Here is a 17,112-nt window from a genome sequence, read left to right on the forward strand (position 1 = left end):
TAGTTACTTCATAGATTTATATATTTCTTCTAATAAACTTATATTATTTTTAATGTTAAATTTTTTTTCAAAATGCTTCCTTGAATTCAGTCCCATTCTTTCTATTTCTTTTTCATTATTAATTAATGTAAATACTTTATCAACTATTTCATTCTTCTCCTTTTTCACTTTAAAACCATTAAAATTATTTTCAATTAAATCTTTATTACCATCAACATTAGTAACTACACAAGGCTTTCCTAAGGCTAATGCTTCTATAACAGCATATGGTAACCCTTCATATCTAGAAGTTGAAATATATAAGTCTGCCTTTCTTAAAATACTTAGCGCTTTTTCTCTCTCTAGCCATTCAACTAAAGTAATATTACTTTCTAAATTTTTCTTTTTTATTAATTCTTTAATTTTAACCAAAGAAGGTGAATAAAAACCAACTCCCAAAACAACTAAATGGATATCTTTTTGCTGTTGCTTAATTTCAAAAATTGCATTAATCAATAACTCTGTATTTTTTTGATAAGAGGGCCTTCCAATGGTACAAATATACTTTTTAGGCAAACAATTTTCTGTTTCATTAACTGCTAAGTCAGAAACGTCTTCTATTGAATTATTCCATAATAAAACATTTATTTCTTTAAATTTTAAATCATCTAGGGTTCTATTCCGCTCTGATAAAGAACAACATAAGGTCTTGGAAGGAAAAAATTTAAATGCTTTTTCAATTTGCTTGTATGTATATATTTTAAATTTAGAATTTGTACTTAAATAGGAATATGCATGAGGAGTATATAATGTTGGTATTTTTAAATATGCTCCAACCAATCGCCCTAAAATACCAGCTTTAGCACTATGGCAATGAATAATATCTGGTTTTATTTTTCTTATTTTTTTAATTATATCTATTAAGCATTTAATGTCGCTTAATAATTTTATCTCTCTATTTAAATTAATATGAAACGTTTGAATATTTTCTTCTGAACTGTTTTTAAAAGTCGTTATTTTATCTTCTTTGTTACACAGCAGTACATTACAAAACTCTTCTGCTTTTAAGTGTTTAGTAAGTAATTGAATATAAACTCCAACCCCTCCAATAGGTTTTGCTATATGAAGAATTTTAATCATTTACAGTATTAAAGGTTTTATTCATTAAAAAACTTAAAGAAAAAAGAAAAAATAAAGACATTCCTTTACCTCGGGCTAATATAGACTCAGTTATCATTGTTATTAAAAAAAATAAAATAAATAAAAAGGTAAAATTTGTAACTCCTTTTAAAAACACACACAACATATAAATGAAATAGATAAATCCGAAAATACCTAAACCCACCATAAAATGCAAATACTGATTATGTGGATTTATAGTCTCGAAATAAATATAACCGTCTTTTCTAATTTTTTTGCTAATTTTATTTGCTACATTTTGAATTCCTATTCCAAAAATATAGTGATCTTTAATTTCTTCAAGAGTATATTTTGTTACTAAAAATCTCTGATACATATTACTCCAAGAATTATCAACTATATCTTTTTTATTATTTGTTTTTAAAGATTTATATACCTTTTGTATACCGTTTATCCCCTTCTGAAAACGAGGGGTTTTAGCTCCAAAAAATAATGAACTAAATAATATTATAAAAAACAAAGGCATCTTAAAATACATTGGTAAAGTTAATTTTTGAAAAACAGAAACTAAAAGAACAACCATAATAGCCATAAAAGAAATTCTTGCTCCAATGTAAAGTAATAATAAAGAAAATAGTATTACAATTAAGACATCGATATAAACATTTATATAGTTATTTTTATTAAGGTTTAATATTAAAATAAACGATATACAAACTCCTAAAAACATTCCATAATACACATGAGTTATCTCTAAATATTTAGAAAAAAAAGTGTTAATACTCATTGAAAAAGTATTAAAGTATAAATTCATAAACAACAATAAAAAACTTGCTATTAATATTGAAGTTATTAGAACCTTCATACATTTTAAAATTGAAAATTGAAACTCATTTTTTTTAATATTTATAAATAGTAAAGGAATTAACAAATAGTATATATATACATCAATACTTTTTAATCTTGGAGTAAAAATAAGTGTACTAAGAAAAATAAAACCAAATAAAACTAATACTAATATCTCTGGATAATAATGTTTATACTTTTCCTTTTCTCTTTTTTCTTTCTTTATAAAAAACAAAAAAAAGACTAAAAGAATTATCAATATAATCTTATGCATACTTCCATAAAACACTGAAGAATATATCAATAAATAAAAATAAGTTGTAAAGAAGTAATTTTTAGTGATTATTTTTTTATTCAATCTATAAAACTGATAAACACTTATTCCTATGACGAAAAAAAATGCCAATTTATAACTCTGTTGAAAACAAATAGAAACTGAAATAAAAAGCATTAAAGAAAATACATCTAAAATGTATTTTCTTGAATAAATATTATTTAATAAACTATGCATTTCTGTATATGTCATTTAATCGTTTAACATATGTATCAATATGGTAGCTTTCACTAAATGTGTTAAACCCATTTACCGACAAAACATCTCTTAACTTCTTATCATTAATCAACAGAGCTATTTTATTTGCTAAATCAATATGATTTTCTGGTTCAAATAACAATCCATTGTTAGCATGTTTTATTAATTCAGCCGGTCCTTCAATATTACTAGCAATTACAGCTAATTTTGCTCTAAATGCTTCTAAAATTACAATACCAAACCCTTCCCATATAGATGGAAGAATAAAAATATCTGCACTTTTATAATATTTTTCAGTATCCTTTTGTTTTCCTTCAAAAGTAACTTGTTCATTTAAACCTAAGTATTTTACTTGCTCTTGTAATTCAGCTTTTAATTTTCCGTCTCCAACAATTTTCAATTCAATTTCGTTATTATTAATATGTGATATAGCCTTTAATAATGTTGATATTGACTTTTGCTTTTCTAACCGTCCAATAAATAACAAATGTGTTTTATCTTCTTTTCCTTTTCTTTTTTCTATTTTTTGAAATGGAATGGCATTATACAATAAGTAAGACTTATCCGCTGGTAACTTCAATACATCAACCACATGATTATTTACTGCTTTAGATATAGCTATTACACTGGCATCTATATTTTTGTTTTTAAATAAGTAAGAATACATCTTAAAAAAGAAAATATCTAGTATGTTTTTTTTAAAATAAATATTGTGCATTGTACAAAAAACCTTAGCTTTTACTTTTCTTGCACTCCACATTCCTAACATATCTGCATGTCCTAAATGAGTATGAATAATATCAGGATTAACAGTTTTAAAATACGTTTTTAATTTACTAATTATCCTAAAAGATAATACTATATTTATTACTTGTACTCTATCGTCTATTAAATGAATTAAGTCATCTATCGGTTTTAAATAAATTAAACAAACTTGATGCTCTTCTATTTGTTTATTAATAACATTTAATAGAAGTTTTTCGGCGCCTCCTATTCCAAAGGATGTAATTACATGTACAATTTTCATACTCTTTCTTCTTTATTTTCAGTGTATACTAATTGAATAAAAGCTAGAAGAATCCAAAAAGGTGCATGATAAAAATCAGAAACGATTAGCAAATGTAAAAATGAAGTAATTATACTAAATAATAAAAAGCTTCTCACTTTTTCGGAAAGACTTAATACCTTTTTCACAATAGATTCTTGAAAACCTATGAAGAAAATAAAGGCCACTAATCCAATATCTGACAAAAAAGTTAAATACATACTTAAATATCCTTCGGCATCTTCATCAACACCATACCCTGGACCGTTTCCTAAAATTGGATGCTTAGTAAAATTTATAATTGCTCTATACCATTGTTTTAATCTTTGACCGCTTGAAGAATAAGACATATGAGATTCACTAAATAAAATTTTATTTAAAAAATCATTTAGCGATGTTTTTAATCTTCCTGTATCAAAAACTAAAACAACTATAAACGATAAAACAATTATAAATGTAACGTACAAAATTAATTTTAATTGTTTTTTTGTTATGGTCAGTTTTTTTAATCTATTAAAAATAAAAACTAAAATTCCAGCTATTAAAAAAAGTGCTATTCCAGCGTTTGAAAACATCATAAAATGGCATATAATAAATATGGAGAGCAACCATTTATACATGTATAATTTTTCTTTGTGGTATAAATAATACATGGCGATTCCAAAATAAATATTATAAAATAAAGCCATGCTTCCTGGTTCTTCAGCTACCCCTCCAACTCTGTAAAGTCCTGCTCTAATATAATAATCCATATTACTTATCATTCCATCGGCAGTTGAAAAAACTTGTCTAAAACTAATTCCAAAAAAATTTTTTCCTATAAAATCAATCATTATAATGCCAGAGCAAATTAAAAAAGATAAATAAATAGGCTTCGCAATTTTAATCGAGCTAATTTTATAAAACTGTATAATCGATTTAATTAAGAAAAAGTAGAGTAAAATGGCATACGTATATGCCAATGAATGATTAAAGCTTCTTTTCTCTCTAAAGCCCAATAAAAAGCTTACCCATACCAGAATTAAAAAAACAATTAGGTACAAATCTTCTTTTTTTACTCCTTTAACTTTAATGCTTTTTACTTTCAGAAAAGAAACTAGTGTTATTAATAGTAATGCTATATTTACTACAACAGGAAGTCTTAACCAAGGAGATATAGCAAAAAAACTAGTAAAAGGAGCTAGTAAAAGAAATATATAAAATAACCTTTTTACCATTTTAAATAAAATATTTTAGTCTTAAAAGCTTGAAAAACTAAAATTCCAAACAACAAATAATCAGAAAAAACCCTTAACCATACAATAGTATCAAAACTTAATTTTTGACTTAAAACTAACCCCATTACTATTATAAAATACAGGATAGCAACAACAGTCAAAGAAAAATTATATCGTTTATCATTTCCAAAAGCAACAAAACCACATTGTCCTAAAATAAATGTTGCTGGAACTGTTAATAGTAATAATGATAATTTTTTTAATGTACCTGAGTATTTTAATATGTTTTCTCCTCCAAATAGTAATAACAAATTATCTCCAAGAAAAAATAAAATACAATAAAGAGTAAAACCAAGTACTAAACTTAAAATAAAATATTTCTTTAATTCTGTTTTACTTTGTGTTTTTGTAATTACTGGTAATACTACAGCTTGCAAAATTTCAAAAGGTAGAATACAAATAAAAACTATTTTAAGACAAACGTCAAAACCAGTAACTTTTTCAAGAGTAAGATAATACCCTATAATAAAAATAGTTAAAGCATTAAATATAAGCATGGAGATATTTCCTAATAAATAGTACTTTGCTGTTTTTGTTACTTCTAGAATAAATCTCTTTTCAGGAATCTTAAAAATAAAATCTATGTCTTTTTTTAGCGCTATAAAACCAAGAGTGCCCATTAAAATTTGTGATATTGCAAATAAGAGAGTGTATACTAAAACATCTTCTGAACGATTAATTAAAAAGAATGTTATGCTTATTAATAATAACTTTGCTATTAGAACAGATTTAGATAAGAGTTTCATTTTTTCTGTACCTTGAAAATACCATATAGGGAATAGTAAGTCACCTAAAGTTGCAATTAATAACACATACAGTATCTTATAATTAGCGTTAAATGAGTTAAAATAAAATAATATTCCTAATAAAATCAAACTAATTAAAAAAGCAAGTCCTTTAATTATATAAATTGTTGAAATAGCCTTATTGAGCATACCCCTATCATTTTTATAATGAACCACATACCTAGCTCCGTATAGGTTAAAACCAAAATTTATAAAAACAATGAAATATTGTAATATAGCCTCAGACCAAGTTAACAATCCAAATGTCTTTTCTCCTAAAACCCTTACTAAATAAGCTACTAAAAAAAATTTAGTGCTAATATTTATAAATCTTATGAGAGATAAGTGAAAAAAGTTACTTGTTAATGATTTATGTTTTTGTGTTAAGAAAAAAATTGACACCTATTTTTTTTGTATTAGCTTTTTATATAATGGTTTTAAAAACTGTAATTTATCAGCTACCAAATGAATTGATTGCCAATAAACTGTTTTAAAAAGTTTCTTTTGGCATTCATTTATAAGAATTTCACCTTTTCTTTTTTCTGGTTTTAATAATACTAAAGCCAAACCTCCCCACATTTGTCTGTACAATTTATTAGGGTTAAAAACCCCGCTAATAAAATCTACCTCAACATAATGTACATAAGGAGAAGAGTTATAAGGAGCTTTCTTAATTGCTCTTCTGCAAATAGGATTAAAGCTATCGTGAAAAACAATGTAAATACTTTTCTTGGGTTTATATTTTAAAAAATGTGTAATATCATTTTTAACCCCATCAAAAGTATGTTCTCCATCTATTAAAACAAATTCTAGCTCTTCACCTTTTTCATCTATCTTTCTTAAAATCTCTGGAATCAGTTCTAAAGATTTTCCTATGTGAATTTCTGTGTTTTCAAATTTCCCTTCCAAGTTATCTTTAACAGAAGGATTAATATCTATTGAGTAAACCTTTTCACAATACTTACTTAATATTTCTAGACTACCTCCCTTAAAACAACCAATCTCAATAGCAACTTTAGGTTTAATTTTCTCTAATAGTTTTATAAAGGCATATCTTTCATTACGACTCATGTGCCATTCTAAATGGAACTCATCTTCATAAAAATTGGGATAATGAATAGTTTTTTTTTCAAACATTTTGTTGTTTTTTATTTTTACACCTCTTATACCACGTATACATTTTTTCAATACCTTCTTCTAAATTTATGGTATGCTTCCAACCTAACTCATGCAACTTTTTAACATCGGTAAACTTTCTCATAGTTCCATCAGGTTTACTAGTATTAAACACCACCCCTCCATTAAAACCAATTATGTTATTTATTAAAGATGCTAGTTCTTTAATAGAAACCTCTTTTCCTGTTCCTATATTAATATGTGTATTTCTGATTTCTCTTGAATCTAATGGAATCAAGTCTTTAAAATTTACTGTTTCCATTATATGCACACAAGCATCTGCTAAATCTTCACTCCATAAAAACTCACGTTTAGGCTCACCAGAACCCCAAATCTCAACATGTTGTTTTGTAATTCCGTATTTTGATAAATAAACGAGCGCCTCTTCGAAATTTGCTACTCCAATATTTTTAATAATTTCATCTTGCTTGTTGTCCTCTAGTAGTTTTGCTAGATGAATTTTCCTGATTAAAGCAGGTAAGACATGTGACTTTTCAAGATCAAAATTATCATTAGGCCCATACAAATTAGTTGGCATTACCGAAATGAAATTAGTCCCGTATTGTACATTATAACTTTCACACATTTTAATCCCTGCTATTTTTGCTATAGCATAAGGCTCATTCGTATACTCAAGACTTCCAGTTAAAAGAGAATTTTCTTTAATAGGTTGTTTCGTGTTTTTAGGATAAATACAAGTACTACCTAAAAACAATAACTTTTTTACATCATTTATATAACTTTGATGAATTACATTATTTTGAATCATCAAATTCTCATATATAAATTCAGCTCGATATGTATTATTAGCTATAATTCCACCAACTTTTGCCGCAGCCAAAAAAACAAATTCTGGCTTTTCTCTTTTAAAAAAATCAGCTGTAGCTTGTTGGTTTGTTAAATCTAAGTCTTCTTTACTTTTCGTAACAATATTTTCATAACCTTTTTGTAAAAGTCTTTTTACAAAAGCACTACCTACCATGCCTTTATGCCCTGCTACAAATATTTTAGATGACTTATTCATTACTTAAATTTCTACTTATTGGTCAAACTTGTATAGGCTACTTTAATATCATTTTCCATCATTTCTTCTATCATCATTTTTACTGAATACTCAGGAACCCAACCTAACTTTTCTTTTGCCTTTGATGCATCACCAACTAACAAATCTACCTCTGTTGGCCTATAATAATGTGGGTCAATGCATACAACTTCTTTGCCTTTTTGTAACTGATATTTCGGATTGCTACAAGATTTTACATATCCTTTTTCTTCTTTTTCTTTTCCTTTAAATACTATCTCTACTCCAATTTCAGAAAAAGCTATTTTAACTAAATCTCTAACCGATGTAGTTTTTCCAGTAGCAATAATCCAGTCTTCAGGTTTTTCAGCCTGCAATATCATCCACATCATTCGAACATAATCTTTGGCATGGCCCCAATCTCTTCTAGCATTAAGATTTCCTAAATACACTTTTTCTTGAAGTCCAAATGCTATTTTAGAAACCGCTCTCGTTATTTTTCTAGTAACAAAGGTTTCTCCTCTAATAGGTGATTCATGATTAAATAAAATACCATTACAAGCGAACAAACCATATGCCTCTCGATAATTTACGGTAATCCAATAAGCATACATTTTAGCAACTCCATAAGGACTTCGAGGATAAAAAGGTGTCTTTTCTGTTTGAGGAACTTCTTGTACCTTACCAAATAGCTCGGAGGTAGATGCTTGATATATTTTTGTTTTCTTTTCTAAATTTAAAATTTTAATCGCTTCTAGTAGTCGTAATGTTCCTAAGCCGTTAGTATTAGCAGTGTATTCAGGTGTTTCAAACGATACATGAACATGACTCATTGCTGCTAAATTATAAATTTCATCAGGTTGAACTTCTTGTATAATCCTAATTAAGTTAGAAGCATCAATCATATCTCCATAATGTAAAAAAAGATTTCTTTTTTCTTCATGGGGATCTTGATATAAATGATCTATTCTATTTGTATTAAAACTAGAAGATCTTCTTTTAATACCATGAACTTCATAGTTTTTCTCTAACAAAAACTCTGTCAAATATGCTCCATCTTGCCCTGTTATACCTGTTATTAAGGCTACTTTTTTCATGCCTATTAAAAATTTGGTAGTTGCATATCTTTCTCAGATAATTTAACCTCGGTATCTAATAAATTCCAATCGATATTAAGTGTTGCATCGTTATAAATAATACCTCCTTCTGATTCTTTGTTATAATAATTATCACATTTATAAGTAAACAGTGTATTATTCTCTAGTACTGAATAACCATGAGCAAAACCTCTAGGTATAAACAACTGTTTTTTATTTTCACCTGATAAAATAACAGAGAAATGTTTACCATAAGTTTCAGAATTTATTCTTAAATCCACAACTACATCCAGTACCTTCCCTGCAACAACTCTTACTAATTTAGCTTGAGCAAATTCTCCTTTTTGAAAATGTAGACCTCTAACAATTCCTTTATTTGAGAATGATTCATTGTCTTGAATAAAATTAACATCAAGACCTGTTTCTTTATTAAATTTTTCTTTATTAAAACTTTCAAAAAAATAACCTCTACCATCTTCAAACAATATAGGTTCAATTAAAAAGCATCCTTTTAAAGGGGTTTTAGTAACATTCATTTAGTATTACTTCTTGTAATTATAATTTTCTAAATATTTATTAAGTTTAATTAATAATAAATATAAAATCATTATTCCTAATGAAAGCAAAGCTAGTTGAACTGATCTGTTTTCTGAAACTCCCTTTATCTCATACCCTATAGGTTGAAAGTTAGATATAATATTAACAACTTCAGATTTTTCAGATTTCTCTTCACTTATCAATTTAAGTTCTTTATTAAGTTTCAAAGTCGTAGTAAACAAATCAAGCTCTTTACTATTTTTTCTTGTACTTCCTAAATCTATATTGGTTCCTTGTTTGGTAGATTTTGCCTCTTCTAATAATACTTTTTTATAAATCTGATGTAAAGAGTCCGTTTGAGCTAAATTTTTTCTCAATAAATTATCTGTCCTTATTAAATTTTCATTAGTAAGTTCTTTTAACTTATTAAAATAATTATTTTCTATTATTGAAGATATTATTACTTTATCTAACTTAGAAAACACATCATTTTTAGTTGACAAAACATTTATTTTATGCGCCTTATAATTAAATTTCGTAAACGTTCTTTTAAAATCATAGAAAGAATAACTTTTCGCTGTTAAGGTGTCTATAGATAATATTAACTCATCATACGTAGTTACAATATCATTTCCATTTTCTATAGGTTCAATTGAAAATTTCTTTAATGATTTAGCTTCTTCTGGATTTAAATTAAATGTTTTAGCTAATAAATTTTCATTTTTTTGCTTTACAAGGTTATTGTAAAATTCAATATTATTATACAATTGCCTTGCACTATCAAAATTCGTTTGAACTAAAAGGTTTGATCCAAATTTATTTTCTTCCTTTAATTCAACTACTAAACCAGTGATAGCGCCAATAAGAGTAGCTATTCCTAACTTAATGTAATTTTTCTTAAAGAAAAGAAGTATTAAAATGAAAAAATGAAAAACACCAGTAAAAATACTTCCAATAAATTTAAAAAAATTAGAAATACCTCTGCCTATTATTACAAACAAGGAGCCTAAATCTACTTCTTCTTCGTTTTTATTATTAGCCATGCTTTAAAAAATTTGTTCTATTATTTTTTCAGTTATTGCATACGTAGGTGTTACTCCACTCATTCCTAATCCTCCTGAAGCTAGTGTAGCACCAGTTTCTAGTGGGTTATCAGAAGCGTAGTATGCATATCGAACTTTTACATTTTCAGAAATATTTCCTCTAATCTTTGAAGCTGATTGAATTGCTTTTTGATAATGAGCTCCTTCCATTTCAAGTCCGATAACATTCCATGTTGAGTCATGGAAAAACTTTAATAAGTCTTTATTCTGTAAAGATGTTCCTAGTACAGAAACCATGGCCCCATCAAAAACCTCAACACCATAACCTTTTAAATTTTCTTTAGACAATTCATTCTCAAAAGGATAATTATCTGCTGTTCCCTCAAAAATATGAGATGATGGTATCATAATATCTCCTTTTCCTCCTTCTAATATCCCAGCCTTTCCCATTATTGAAACAGATTCAACATCTAAATGTATCTCTTCTTCTCTTGTTTTATAAGGTTTTAAAAGTTCGTCCATTGTTTCATATGCTTGCTCTCCAAAAGCATAATCCATAACAATAATCACTGGTTTTTTATTTATAGAATTATTTTTATCAAATGAAATAGTATCAAAATCTATTTTATCTGTATCAATAATCTGAACGTTAATATTTGTTCCTGAAGTATCTTTTATATAAATCAATCCATTTTCAGAAGCATATTGTTTAACCTTTGTTTGTAAGGCTCCACTATTAGAGTCACTTAATAATTCAAAAAGTTCAAAACCAGTATGTTCTTTAGCCTTTTTTGGTAAAGCATTTTTGGCATAAATAGTATTCATTACACTATGCATATTAGCACTTATTATGTGTATTGGCCTACTTATTAAATTATTATCTAATAAAATTTTCTTTATGTTATTAGCCCAAATTTCTCCATAAAAATGATGTCCAATTTCTTCTATTAAAACAGAACTAAATTTAATCGATCTTTTTTGATCTAGCACAACTTCATTAATGGCCAATTTTCCTAACCAATAAATAAGATGTAAAAAACGATTTGGATTGTCATCAGTAGCAAATGAATTACACACATCATATACTTCATCATATGTTCTACCTAAAATATTTCCTAGATGCACGATTATTACATCTTTTTCTTCGTTTGTAAGTGTTTTATTGAACAAAACCACTTCTTCAAGATGCAACCACTCTCTAATAAATTTTTCTCCAGAGCTATCTATTGTTACTCTATCTTTTATTTTATGTGATTCAATAAACAGGAAGGTAAGATGGGTAAGAATATCATATATTTCAGATCTTCCTCTTGTAATTTCGATATTCATTTGATCTTTGTCAATACGATAACAATTTCTTCTTCTTTTGGGAGGTACAATTGCTTTAAAATGCGAATTTCTATACCCTTCATCAGCTGTTAAATTGATAAATTGACATTCCTCTATTCCTTCAGGTAAACGCTCTATTACATAGATTAATCCGTTTAACTCGGTTTTTTCTTCAGCTATAGACCCATAAATTTCAGGACGTAAAGCCAAGAGTGATTTTCGTAATGTTTCACCAGAAACCCCCATTGGCTTATAAAATCCACGGCTAAATAAATGCCTCATAGATATATATAATTTTTCTATTGCATTTGTTGACTCTTGCGCTCTTGTTCTTTCTTTCTGGTTTTGCTTCGACATAAATTTGTAATCAAATAAATTATATATAAACTACTCTATTTTAAGTATTCTAGAGTATTTTTTTTTGTTTTTTAACAATGAAACTGCTTGCTTTATTGTTTTATCATTTTTTAATTGATGTTTATACATCCCTTCCTTGTAAAACGAAATTTTTAATATTTGTTTTTCAATTTTGTTTAATAAAACATCTTTGTTTTTTGCTATTTCAGTTACTTTTTGCTGTTGTAATTTTTGCAGAATATTATCATATTCCTTTTGTATATCAGCTTTATTTTTTAAAGTTTTATATGCTTTTCTAAACATTTTTTCTTCTTTCGTAATAAAAGAAGTGTCTGAACTATATAGATATGTTTTAAACATAGTAAACTTTTGTGAATCAAATGAAAAATTTAATGAATCTATCTCTGATTCTTTCTGAATATAATCAGTTGCAAAATTAAAAATAGCTCTTGACTTTAATAATGCTTTTGTTGTTTTATTTTTTTTTGAATATTTTACTTTCACATCAGGAGTTACTCCACCTCCATCATACACTACTCTTCCATTTTGTGTTGTAAATTTATTAACAACCCCTTCAGAAAACTTTGGTACTTTTCCTGTTTTCGAATCTCTATTAGCATAGTCCAATTCTTGAATGCATCTTCCACTAGGTGTATAATATTTTGAAATAGTCGCTTTCATTTGAGTTCCATAATTCAACTTAAAATAACGCTGAACTAGTCCTTTTCCAAATGAACGCTCACCCATTACAACAGCTCTATCATAATCTTGTAGTGCTCCAGAGACAATTTCAGAAGCAGATGCTGACCTATCATCAATAAGAACAACCAGTGGCATATCAATATCTAATGGTTCTTTATTCGTAGTGTACGTTCTACTATTCTTTTTAATCTTTCCTCTTGTATCAACTACTTTTTTTCCTTTAGGTATAAATAAATTTGTAATGTTTACAGCATCAAAAAGTGACCCTCCAGGATTACTTCTTAAATCAAACACTAATTTATTCATTCCTTTTTCTTTTAATTCTTTAATTGCTTTTGCTACTTCCTCGGTAGCTTTCTGACTTGTAAATTGAGTTAAAACAACATACCCAACTTCTTTATCAATCATATCATAAAAGGGTACTGGATTTACTATAATCTTATCCAATTTAAGTGTAACATTTATAGTTTCTCCATTTCTATTTACTACCAACAAAAGTTCTTTGTTGGGAGTTCCTTTAAGTACTTGAGAAAGTTGGTTTTTTTCAAGGTTCTTTAACTCCTGGTCATTAACATTCACAATAATATCTCCAGCTTTTAGTCCTGCTTTATCTGCAGAAAAACCTTTAAATATTTCGGATAAAACAATTCCTTTTTCAGTATAATAGGATGAGACACCTATTCCTCCATATTCACCCTCTCTTCGTATCCTGGCATCTTCAACATCTTGTTCATTATAAAAATTAGTGTAAGGATCTAAACTCTTAAGTGTATTTTTAATAGCCTTATCTGTTATATCTCCAGGGTTTATTTCATCAATATAGTTGATGTTTAAAGTTTTAAATAAGTTATTATATATTTCAATTTGTTTCGCTATCTCAAAGAAACGAGATTGGAAAGAAAATAAAATTCCAACAACAACTATGCTTCCTAAAAAAAGTACTTTTCTATTTTTCATCCCTATTAATTTCTGCTACAAAAAGCGACATTAATTTTTTCATTTTTTCTTCAATATCTTCATAACTCCACTCTTCCCTTGCAATATAAGAAATCATATACACATACGGTTTTTTTACTTCCGAATACACAATTCCTTTTTCCCTACGGTAACTTTCTCTTAACAACCGTTTAATTCTATTTCTATCTACTGCTCTTTTAAAATTACGTTTGGGAACAGACATTCCTACTTGAGCAGGGTATTTAGATGTATGCTCTGTTTGTATATAAACCATCCGCAAAGGAAAAACCTTAATAGACTTCCCTTCTTCATATAACTTACCTATAAGTTTCTTGCTTTTTAATCGTTCCTCTTTTCCTAAAGTAAATCTCATCATATACAAACATACGTAAACCTATAGGAAAAACCATTTTTTTGAGTATTTTTGAGGAAATCATTTTTATAAAATCACCTCAATTATTTTATAAACATCATTTACTAATATATAGTATCATATTTATAGTTAGTAAGTTAAAGAATTTAAAAAACAAACACATATGAAACCAGACTTATTTCAAGCTCCTGATTACTATCAAGTTGATGATTTATTAACCGATGAGCATAAGTTAATTCGTGATACTGCTCGAGAATGGGTAAAGAAAAACGTATCACCTATTATTGAAGATGCTGCTCAAAATGCTAAATTCCCTGAACAATTAGTTGGTGGTTTAGCTGAAGTAGGAGCTTTTGGACCCTACATTCCTGCTGAATACGGAGGTGCTGGGTTAGATCAAATTTCTTATGGTTTAATAATGCAAGAATTAGAACGAGGTGATAGTGGTATTCGTTCAACTGCTTCTGTACAATCTTCTTTAGTTATGTGGCCTATTTTTAATTACGGAAACGAAGAACAAAAAAGAAAATATTTACCCAAATTAGCAAGCGGTGAATGGATAGGATGTTTTGGTTTAACCGAACCAAATCACGGATCAAATCCTGGTGGTATGGAAACGAAATTTAAAGATATGGGCGACCATTATTTATTAAATGGTGCTAAAATGTGGATTTCTAATGCTCCTATTGCTGATGTAGCTGTAGTTTGGGCTAAAAATGAAGAGGGTAGAATTCACGGACTTGTTGTAGAACGTGGCATGGAAGGTTTTACTACTCCTGAAACTCATAACAAATGGTCATTAAGAGCTTCTATTACTGGAGAGTTAATTTTTGATAACGTAAAAGTTCCTAAAGAAAATCTGTTACCAAAAAAATCAGGACTTGGGGCTCCTTTACAATGTTTAGACTCTGCTAGATACGGTATTGCTTGGGGAGCTATTGGTGCTGCTATGGATTGTTATGATACAGCTTTACGTTATGCTAAAGAGCGTACACAGTTTGGTAAACCAATTGGCCAGTTTCAGTTACAACAAAAAAAATTAGCTGAAATGATTACTGAAATTACAAAAGCTCAATTGTTAACATGGCGTTTAGGAGTTTTAAAAAATGAGGGACGTGCTACATCTGCACAAATTTCAATGGCTAAACGTAATAATGTAGATATGGCTATAAACATTGCTCGTGAAGCGAGACAAGTTTTAGGAGCTATGGGGATTTCAGGAGACTATTCTATAATGCGCCACTCAATGAATTTAGAAAGTGTTATTACTTATGAAGGTACACATGATGTGCATTTATTAATTACCGGTTTAGATATTACTGGCTTAAATGCTTTTAAATAAAATTAAAAAGAAGTGTTCTAAAAAACTCAGAACTTTAGAACACTTCTTACAATCAACTATTAAAAATCACTAAATAACAGATACCCCTTCTTTTTACCACTATTCATAAAAATTAATTGGGTAGCTATTAAGCTTAAGCTAACAATACTAAAAACAATCAACTTACTAGTTTCATTTATCAATGATACTAAAGGAATATTAACTAATTGTATCCTATCGTGAACTTTTAAACAAAAGTAAATACAATGAAAAAGTTAGAATATGACTTTTATCAGTTTATTCACTTTTCTAACTTATTTTATTTTTAAATTTATAAATCAGTTACAACTCTTTTTAATCAGACGAATTATTTGTTTTGTAATCTACTTATACGTTTCAGTATCTCTAATCTTTTCAAAGGTTTTACTTATTTTAAACATAAAACGTTCTTGTGCCTCATATCTGGACTAGAATTCATAACTAGATTTATTACTTCTGTACTTTTATACTTTCAATAAACTCATTAAAACCAATATCAATACTTCATTAGTTTTATCTCACTCAATGAAAAATTATTTGTACAAAAATTTAAACTAGCGATTGATTATTTTCTATAATATAAGGATTCACTAGTTTATTAAATTTCATATGGTTTTTCCACTTTAATATCAATATTATAGCAATAACATCTAATAGAATAAATAATACACTTCCTTCAACACCAAAAGAACCTCCTGTGATTAAATTATCTACAACACTAACTTTCAAAACACTAACTTTAGCCACATTACCACTAATTGCAAAACCAAAAACAGCTCCTTGAAAAAAATTCCACGAAAGGTGCATACCAATTGACATTCCTAATCTACCTGTAATTAAAAAAGGCAAGCACATCATTACTGCATCTAATCCAAGATTAATAGTTGATATAATTGTTGCTCCCTCATTATTTATATGAGCAATGCCAAATAATGGAGCCATGAGAAAAACAATAAATAAAGCTCTTTTAGTAGGGTCTTTTTTTAAGATACGTAAGGCTTCATACATAGTATAAAACAGAAAAGCTCTAAAGAAAATTTCTTCAACACTACTTCCAACAATTAAACCAAAAAACTCTGAAATTAAACCTTCTGTAAAAGAGAAATCAAATGAGCTAGTTGTAAAAAAATCCATTACTAAAAGATTACCTGTTAAGTATAATAAAAAAAAGAAAAAAGATATCTGTACACCAGCAATTAAAAAACCAATTAGAAATTCTTTAAACCATGTTTTATTTATCTTTAAACCATATTTTTTAAATGAAGATTTATCTAAATACTTAATCTGTATATACAAACTGAATATTACAGATAAAAAATAAATTGATGCAGAAATATACCCCCTTAAAAGACCTTGTTGTAACATAATCTTTTGTAAAAGTATTTGTAAAGGGATATTGATTAAAAAAGTAATTAAAATAAATAGTAGTAACCGCCATATTGGACGTGTTTTGTTAAGAGAATTGAAAATAATTTTACGCATGTTTGTTTCCTTTATGAATATTCAACAAACTGCAAGTTAAAAAGTGAAGTTATTTTAAAATAGAATGAAATTAG

General features: G+C 27.5%; 15 protein-coding genes. 1 reads left to right on the plus strand and 14 read right to left on the minus strand.

Annotation, left to right across the window (positions count from 1 at the left end; translation table 11 throughout):
• Positions 1 to 3: 3 nt before the first annotated feature.
• The 13 genes from ACMFBB_RS11135 to rnpA form a co-directional block, all read right to left on the minus strand.
• A complete protein-coding gene (locus ACMFBB_RS11135; RefSeq protein ID WP_435260852.1) occupies positions 4 to 1,119 on the minus strand; it encodes a glycosyltransferase in 1,116 nt (371 codons plus the stop codon).
• Entirely contained in the window at positions 1,112 to 1,984 is an 873-nt protein-coding gene (locus ACMFBB_RS11140; protein ID WP_435260853.1) for an O-antigen ligase family protein, read from the minus strand. The genes ACMFBB_RS11135 and ACMFBB_RS11140 overlap by 8 nt, the downstream gene beginning before the upstream one ends.
• Positions 1,985 to 2,468: 484 nt before the next feature.
• Positions 2,469 to 3,524: a glycosyltransferase family 4 protein gene (locus tag ACMFBB_RS11145; RefSeq protein ID WP_435260854.1), complete on the minus strand. Its 1,056-nt coding sequence runs from the start codon at positions 3,522 to 3,524 to the stop codon at positions 2,469 to 2,471.
• The gene (locus tag ACMFBB_RS11150) at positions 3,521 to 4,759 is read right to left on the minus strand and encodes an O-antigen ligase family protein (protein WP_435260855.1); all 1,239 of its coding nucleotides are present in this window, start codon (positions 4,757 to 4,759) and stop codon (positions 3,521 to 3,523) included. The genes ACMFBB_RS11145 and ACMFBB_RS11150 overlap by 4 nt, the downstream gene beginning before the upstream one ends.
• Positions 4,753 to 6,006: an oligosaccharide flippase family protein gene (locus ACMFBB_RS11155; protein WP_435260856.1), complete on the minus strand. Its 1,254-nt coding sequence runs from the start codon at positions 6,004 to 6,006 to the stop codon at positions 4,753 to 4,755. Before ACMFBB_RS11155 ends, ACMFBB_RS11150 begins: the two co-directional genes overlap by 7 nt.
• On the minus strand, positions 6,007 to 6,741 hold the full coding sequence (locus ACMFBB_RS11160; RefSeq protein WP_435260857.1) for a class I SAM-dependent methyltransferase: 735 nt from the start codon (positions 6,739 to 6,741) through the stop codon (positions 6,007 to 6,009).
• Positions 6,734 to 7,804 carry a GDP-L-fucose synthase family protein gene (locus tag ACMFBB_RS11165; RefSeq protein WP_435260858.1) on the minus strand — a complete coding sequence of 357 codons (1,071 nt, stop codon included), beginning with the start codon at positions 7,802 to 7,804 and terminating at the stop codon, positions 6,734 to 6,736. Before ACMFBB_RS11165 ends, ACMFBB_RS11160 begins: the two co-directional genes overlap by 8 nt.
• A gap of 11 nt (positions 7,805 to 7,815) precedes the next feature.
• Positions 7,816 to 8,898, minus strand: a complete 1,083-nt coding sequence (gene gmd / locus ACMFBB_RS11170) for a GDP-mannose 4,6-dehydratase (RefSeq protein ID WP_435260859.1) — start codon at positions 8,896 to 8,898, stop codon at positions 7,816 to 7,818.
• Positions 8,899 to 8,903: 5 nt separating this feature from the next.
• Positions 8,904 to 9,434 carry a dTDP-4-dehydrorhamnose 3,5-epimerase gene (gene rfbC, locus ACMFBB_RS11175; RefSeq protein ID WP_435260860.1) on the minus strand — a complete coding sequence of 177 codons (531 nt, stop codon included), beginning with the start codon at positions 9,432 to 9,434 and terminating at the stop codon, positions 8,904 to 8,906.
• Between the two features lie 6 nt (positions 9,435 to 9,440).
• Positions 9,441 to 10,478, minus strand: a complete 1,038-nt coding sequence (locus ACMFBB_RS11180) for a hypothetical protein (protein WP_435260861.1) — start codon at positions 10,476 to 10,478, stop codon at positions 9,441 to 9,443.
• 3 nt (positions 10,479 to 10,481) lie between these two features.
• Positions 10,482 to 12,164 carry a DUF6909 family protein gene (locus tag ACMFBB_RS11185; protein ID WP_435260862.1) on the minus strand — a complete coding sequence of 561 codons (1,683 nt, stop codon included), beginning with the start codon at positions 12,162 to 12,164 and terminating at the stop codon, positions 10,482 to 10,484.
• A 30-nt stretch (positions 12,165 to 12,194) separates the two neighbouring features.
• Positions 12,195 to 13,823 (minus strand): S41 family peptidase, encoded by a 1,629-nt coding sequence (locus ACMFBB_RS11190; RefSeq protein ID WP_435260863.1) that lies wholly within the window; start codon positions 13,821 to 13,823, stop codon positions 12,195 to 12,197.
• The gene (rnpA, locus tag ACMFBB_RS11195) at positions 13,813 to 14,199 is read right to left on the minus strand and encodes a ribonuclease P protein component (protein WP_435260864.1); all 387 of its coding nucleotides are present in this window, start codon (positions 14,197 to 14,199) and stop codon (positions 13,813 to 13,815) included. The genes ACMFBB_RS11190 and rnpA overlap by 11 nt, the downstream gene beginning before the upstream one ends.
• Before the next feature lie 160 nt (positions 14,200 to 14,359).
• On the opposite strand from rnpA, the gene ACMFBB_RS11200 reads away from it, so the two are divergent.
• Entirely contained in the window at positions 14,360 to 15,538 is a 1,179-nt protein-coding gene (locus ACMFBB_RS11200; RefSeq protein WP_435260865.1) for an acyl-CoA dehydrogenase family protein, read from the plus strand.
• Positions 15,539 to 16,105: 567 nt separating this feature from the next.
• Here ACMFBB_RS11200 and ACMFBB_RS11205 read toward each other — a convergent pair.
• The gene (locus ACMFBB_RS11205) at positions 16,106 to 17,038 is read right to left on the minus strand and encodes a CPBP family glutamic-type intramembrane protease (protein ID WP_435260866.1); all 933 of its coding nucleotides are present in this window, start codon (positions 17,036 to 17,038) and stop codon (positions 16,106 to 16,108) included.
• Positions 17,039 to 17,112 lie beyond the last annotated feature (74 nt).

It is taken from the genome of Tenacibaculum sp. nBUS_03 (genome assembly GCF_051201695.1).
Taxonomy (GTDB): Bacteria; Bacteroidota; Bacteroidia; order Flavobacteriales; family Flavobacteriaceae; genus Polaribacter.

What these genes read in the sequence shown, in the direction of transcription:
- ACMFBB_RS11185 (WP_435260862.1), bottom strand. Translation starts at nt 12,164, where the DNA reads ATGTCGAAGCAAAACCAGAAAGAAAGAACAAGAGCGCAAGAGTCAACA.
- ACMFBB_RS11205 (WP_435260866.1), bottom strand. Translation starts at nt 17,038, where the DNA reads ATGCGTAAAATTATTTTCAATTCTCTTAACAAAACACGTCCAATATGG.
- ACMFBB_RS11150 (WP_435260855.1), bottom strand. Translation starts at nt 4,759, where the DNA reads ATGGTAAAAAGGTTATTTTATATATTTCTTTTACTAGCTCCTTTTACT.
- ACMFBB_RS11145 (WP_435260854.1), bottom strand. Translation starts at nt 3,524, where the DNA reads ATGAAAATTGTACATGTAATTACATCCTTTGGAATAGGAGGCGCCGAA.
- ACMFBB_RS11190 (WP_435260863.1), bottom strand. Translation starts at nt 13,823, where the DNA reads ATGAAAAATAGAAAAGTACTTTTTTTAGGAAGCATAGTTGTTGTTGGA.
- ACMFBB_RS11165 (WP_435260858.1), bottom strand. Translation starts at nt 7,804, where the DNA reads ATGAATAAGTCATCTAAAATATTTGTAGCAGGGCATAAAGGCATGGTA.
- ACMFBB_RS11140 (WP_435260853.1), bottom strand. Translation starts at nt 1,984, where the DNA reads ATGAAGGTTCTAATAACTTCAATATTAATAGCAAGTTTTTTATTGTTG.
- ACMFBB_RS11160 (WP_435260857.1), bottom strand. Translation starts at nt 6,741, where the DNA reads ATGTTTGAAAAAAAAACTATTCATTATCCCAATTTTTATGAAGATGAG.
- ACMFBB_RS11135 (WP_435260852.1), bottom strand. Translation starts at nt 1,119, where the DNA reads ATGATTAAAATTCTTCATATAGCAAAACCTATTGGAGGGGTTGGAGTT.
- rfbC (WP_435260860.1), bottom strand. Translation starts at nt 9,434, where the DNA reads ATGAATGTTACTAAAACCCCTTTAAAAGGATGCTTTTTAATTGAACCT.
- gmd (WP_435260859.1), bottom strand. Translation starts at nt 8,898, where the DNA reads ATGAAAAAAGTAGCCTTAATAACAGGTATAACAGGGCAAGATGGAGCA.
- rnpA (WP_435260864.1), bottom strand. Translation starts at nt 14,199, where the DNA reads ATGATGAGATTTACTTTAGGAAAAGAGGAACGATTAAAAAGCAAGAAA.
- ACMFBB_RS11200 (WP_435260865.1), top strand. Translation starts at nt 14,360, where the DNA reads ATGAAACCAGACTTATTTCAAGCTCCTGATTACTATCAAGTTGATGAT.
- ACMFBB_RS11180 (WP_435260861.1), bottom strand. Translation starts at nt 10,478, where the DNA reads ATGGCTAATAATAAAAACGAAGAAGAAGTAGATTTAGGCTCCTTGTTT.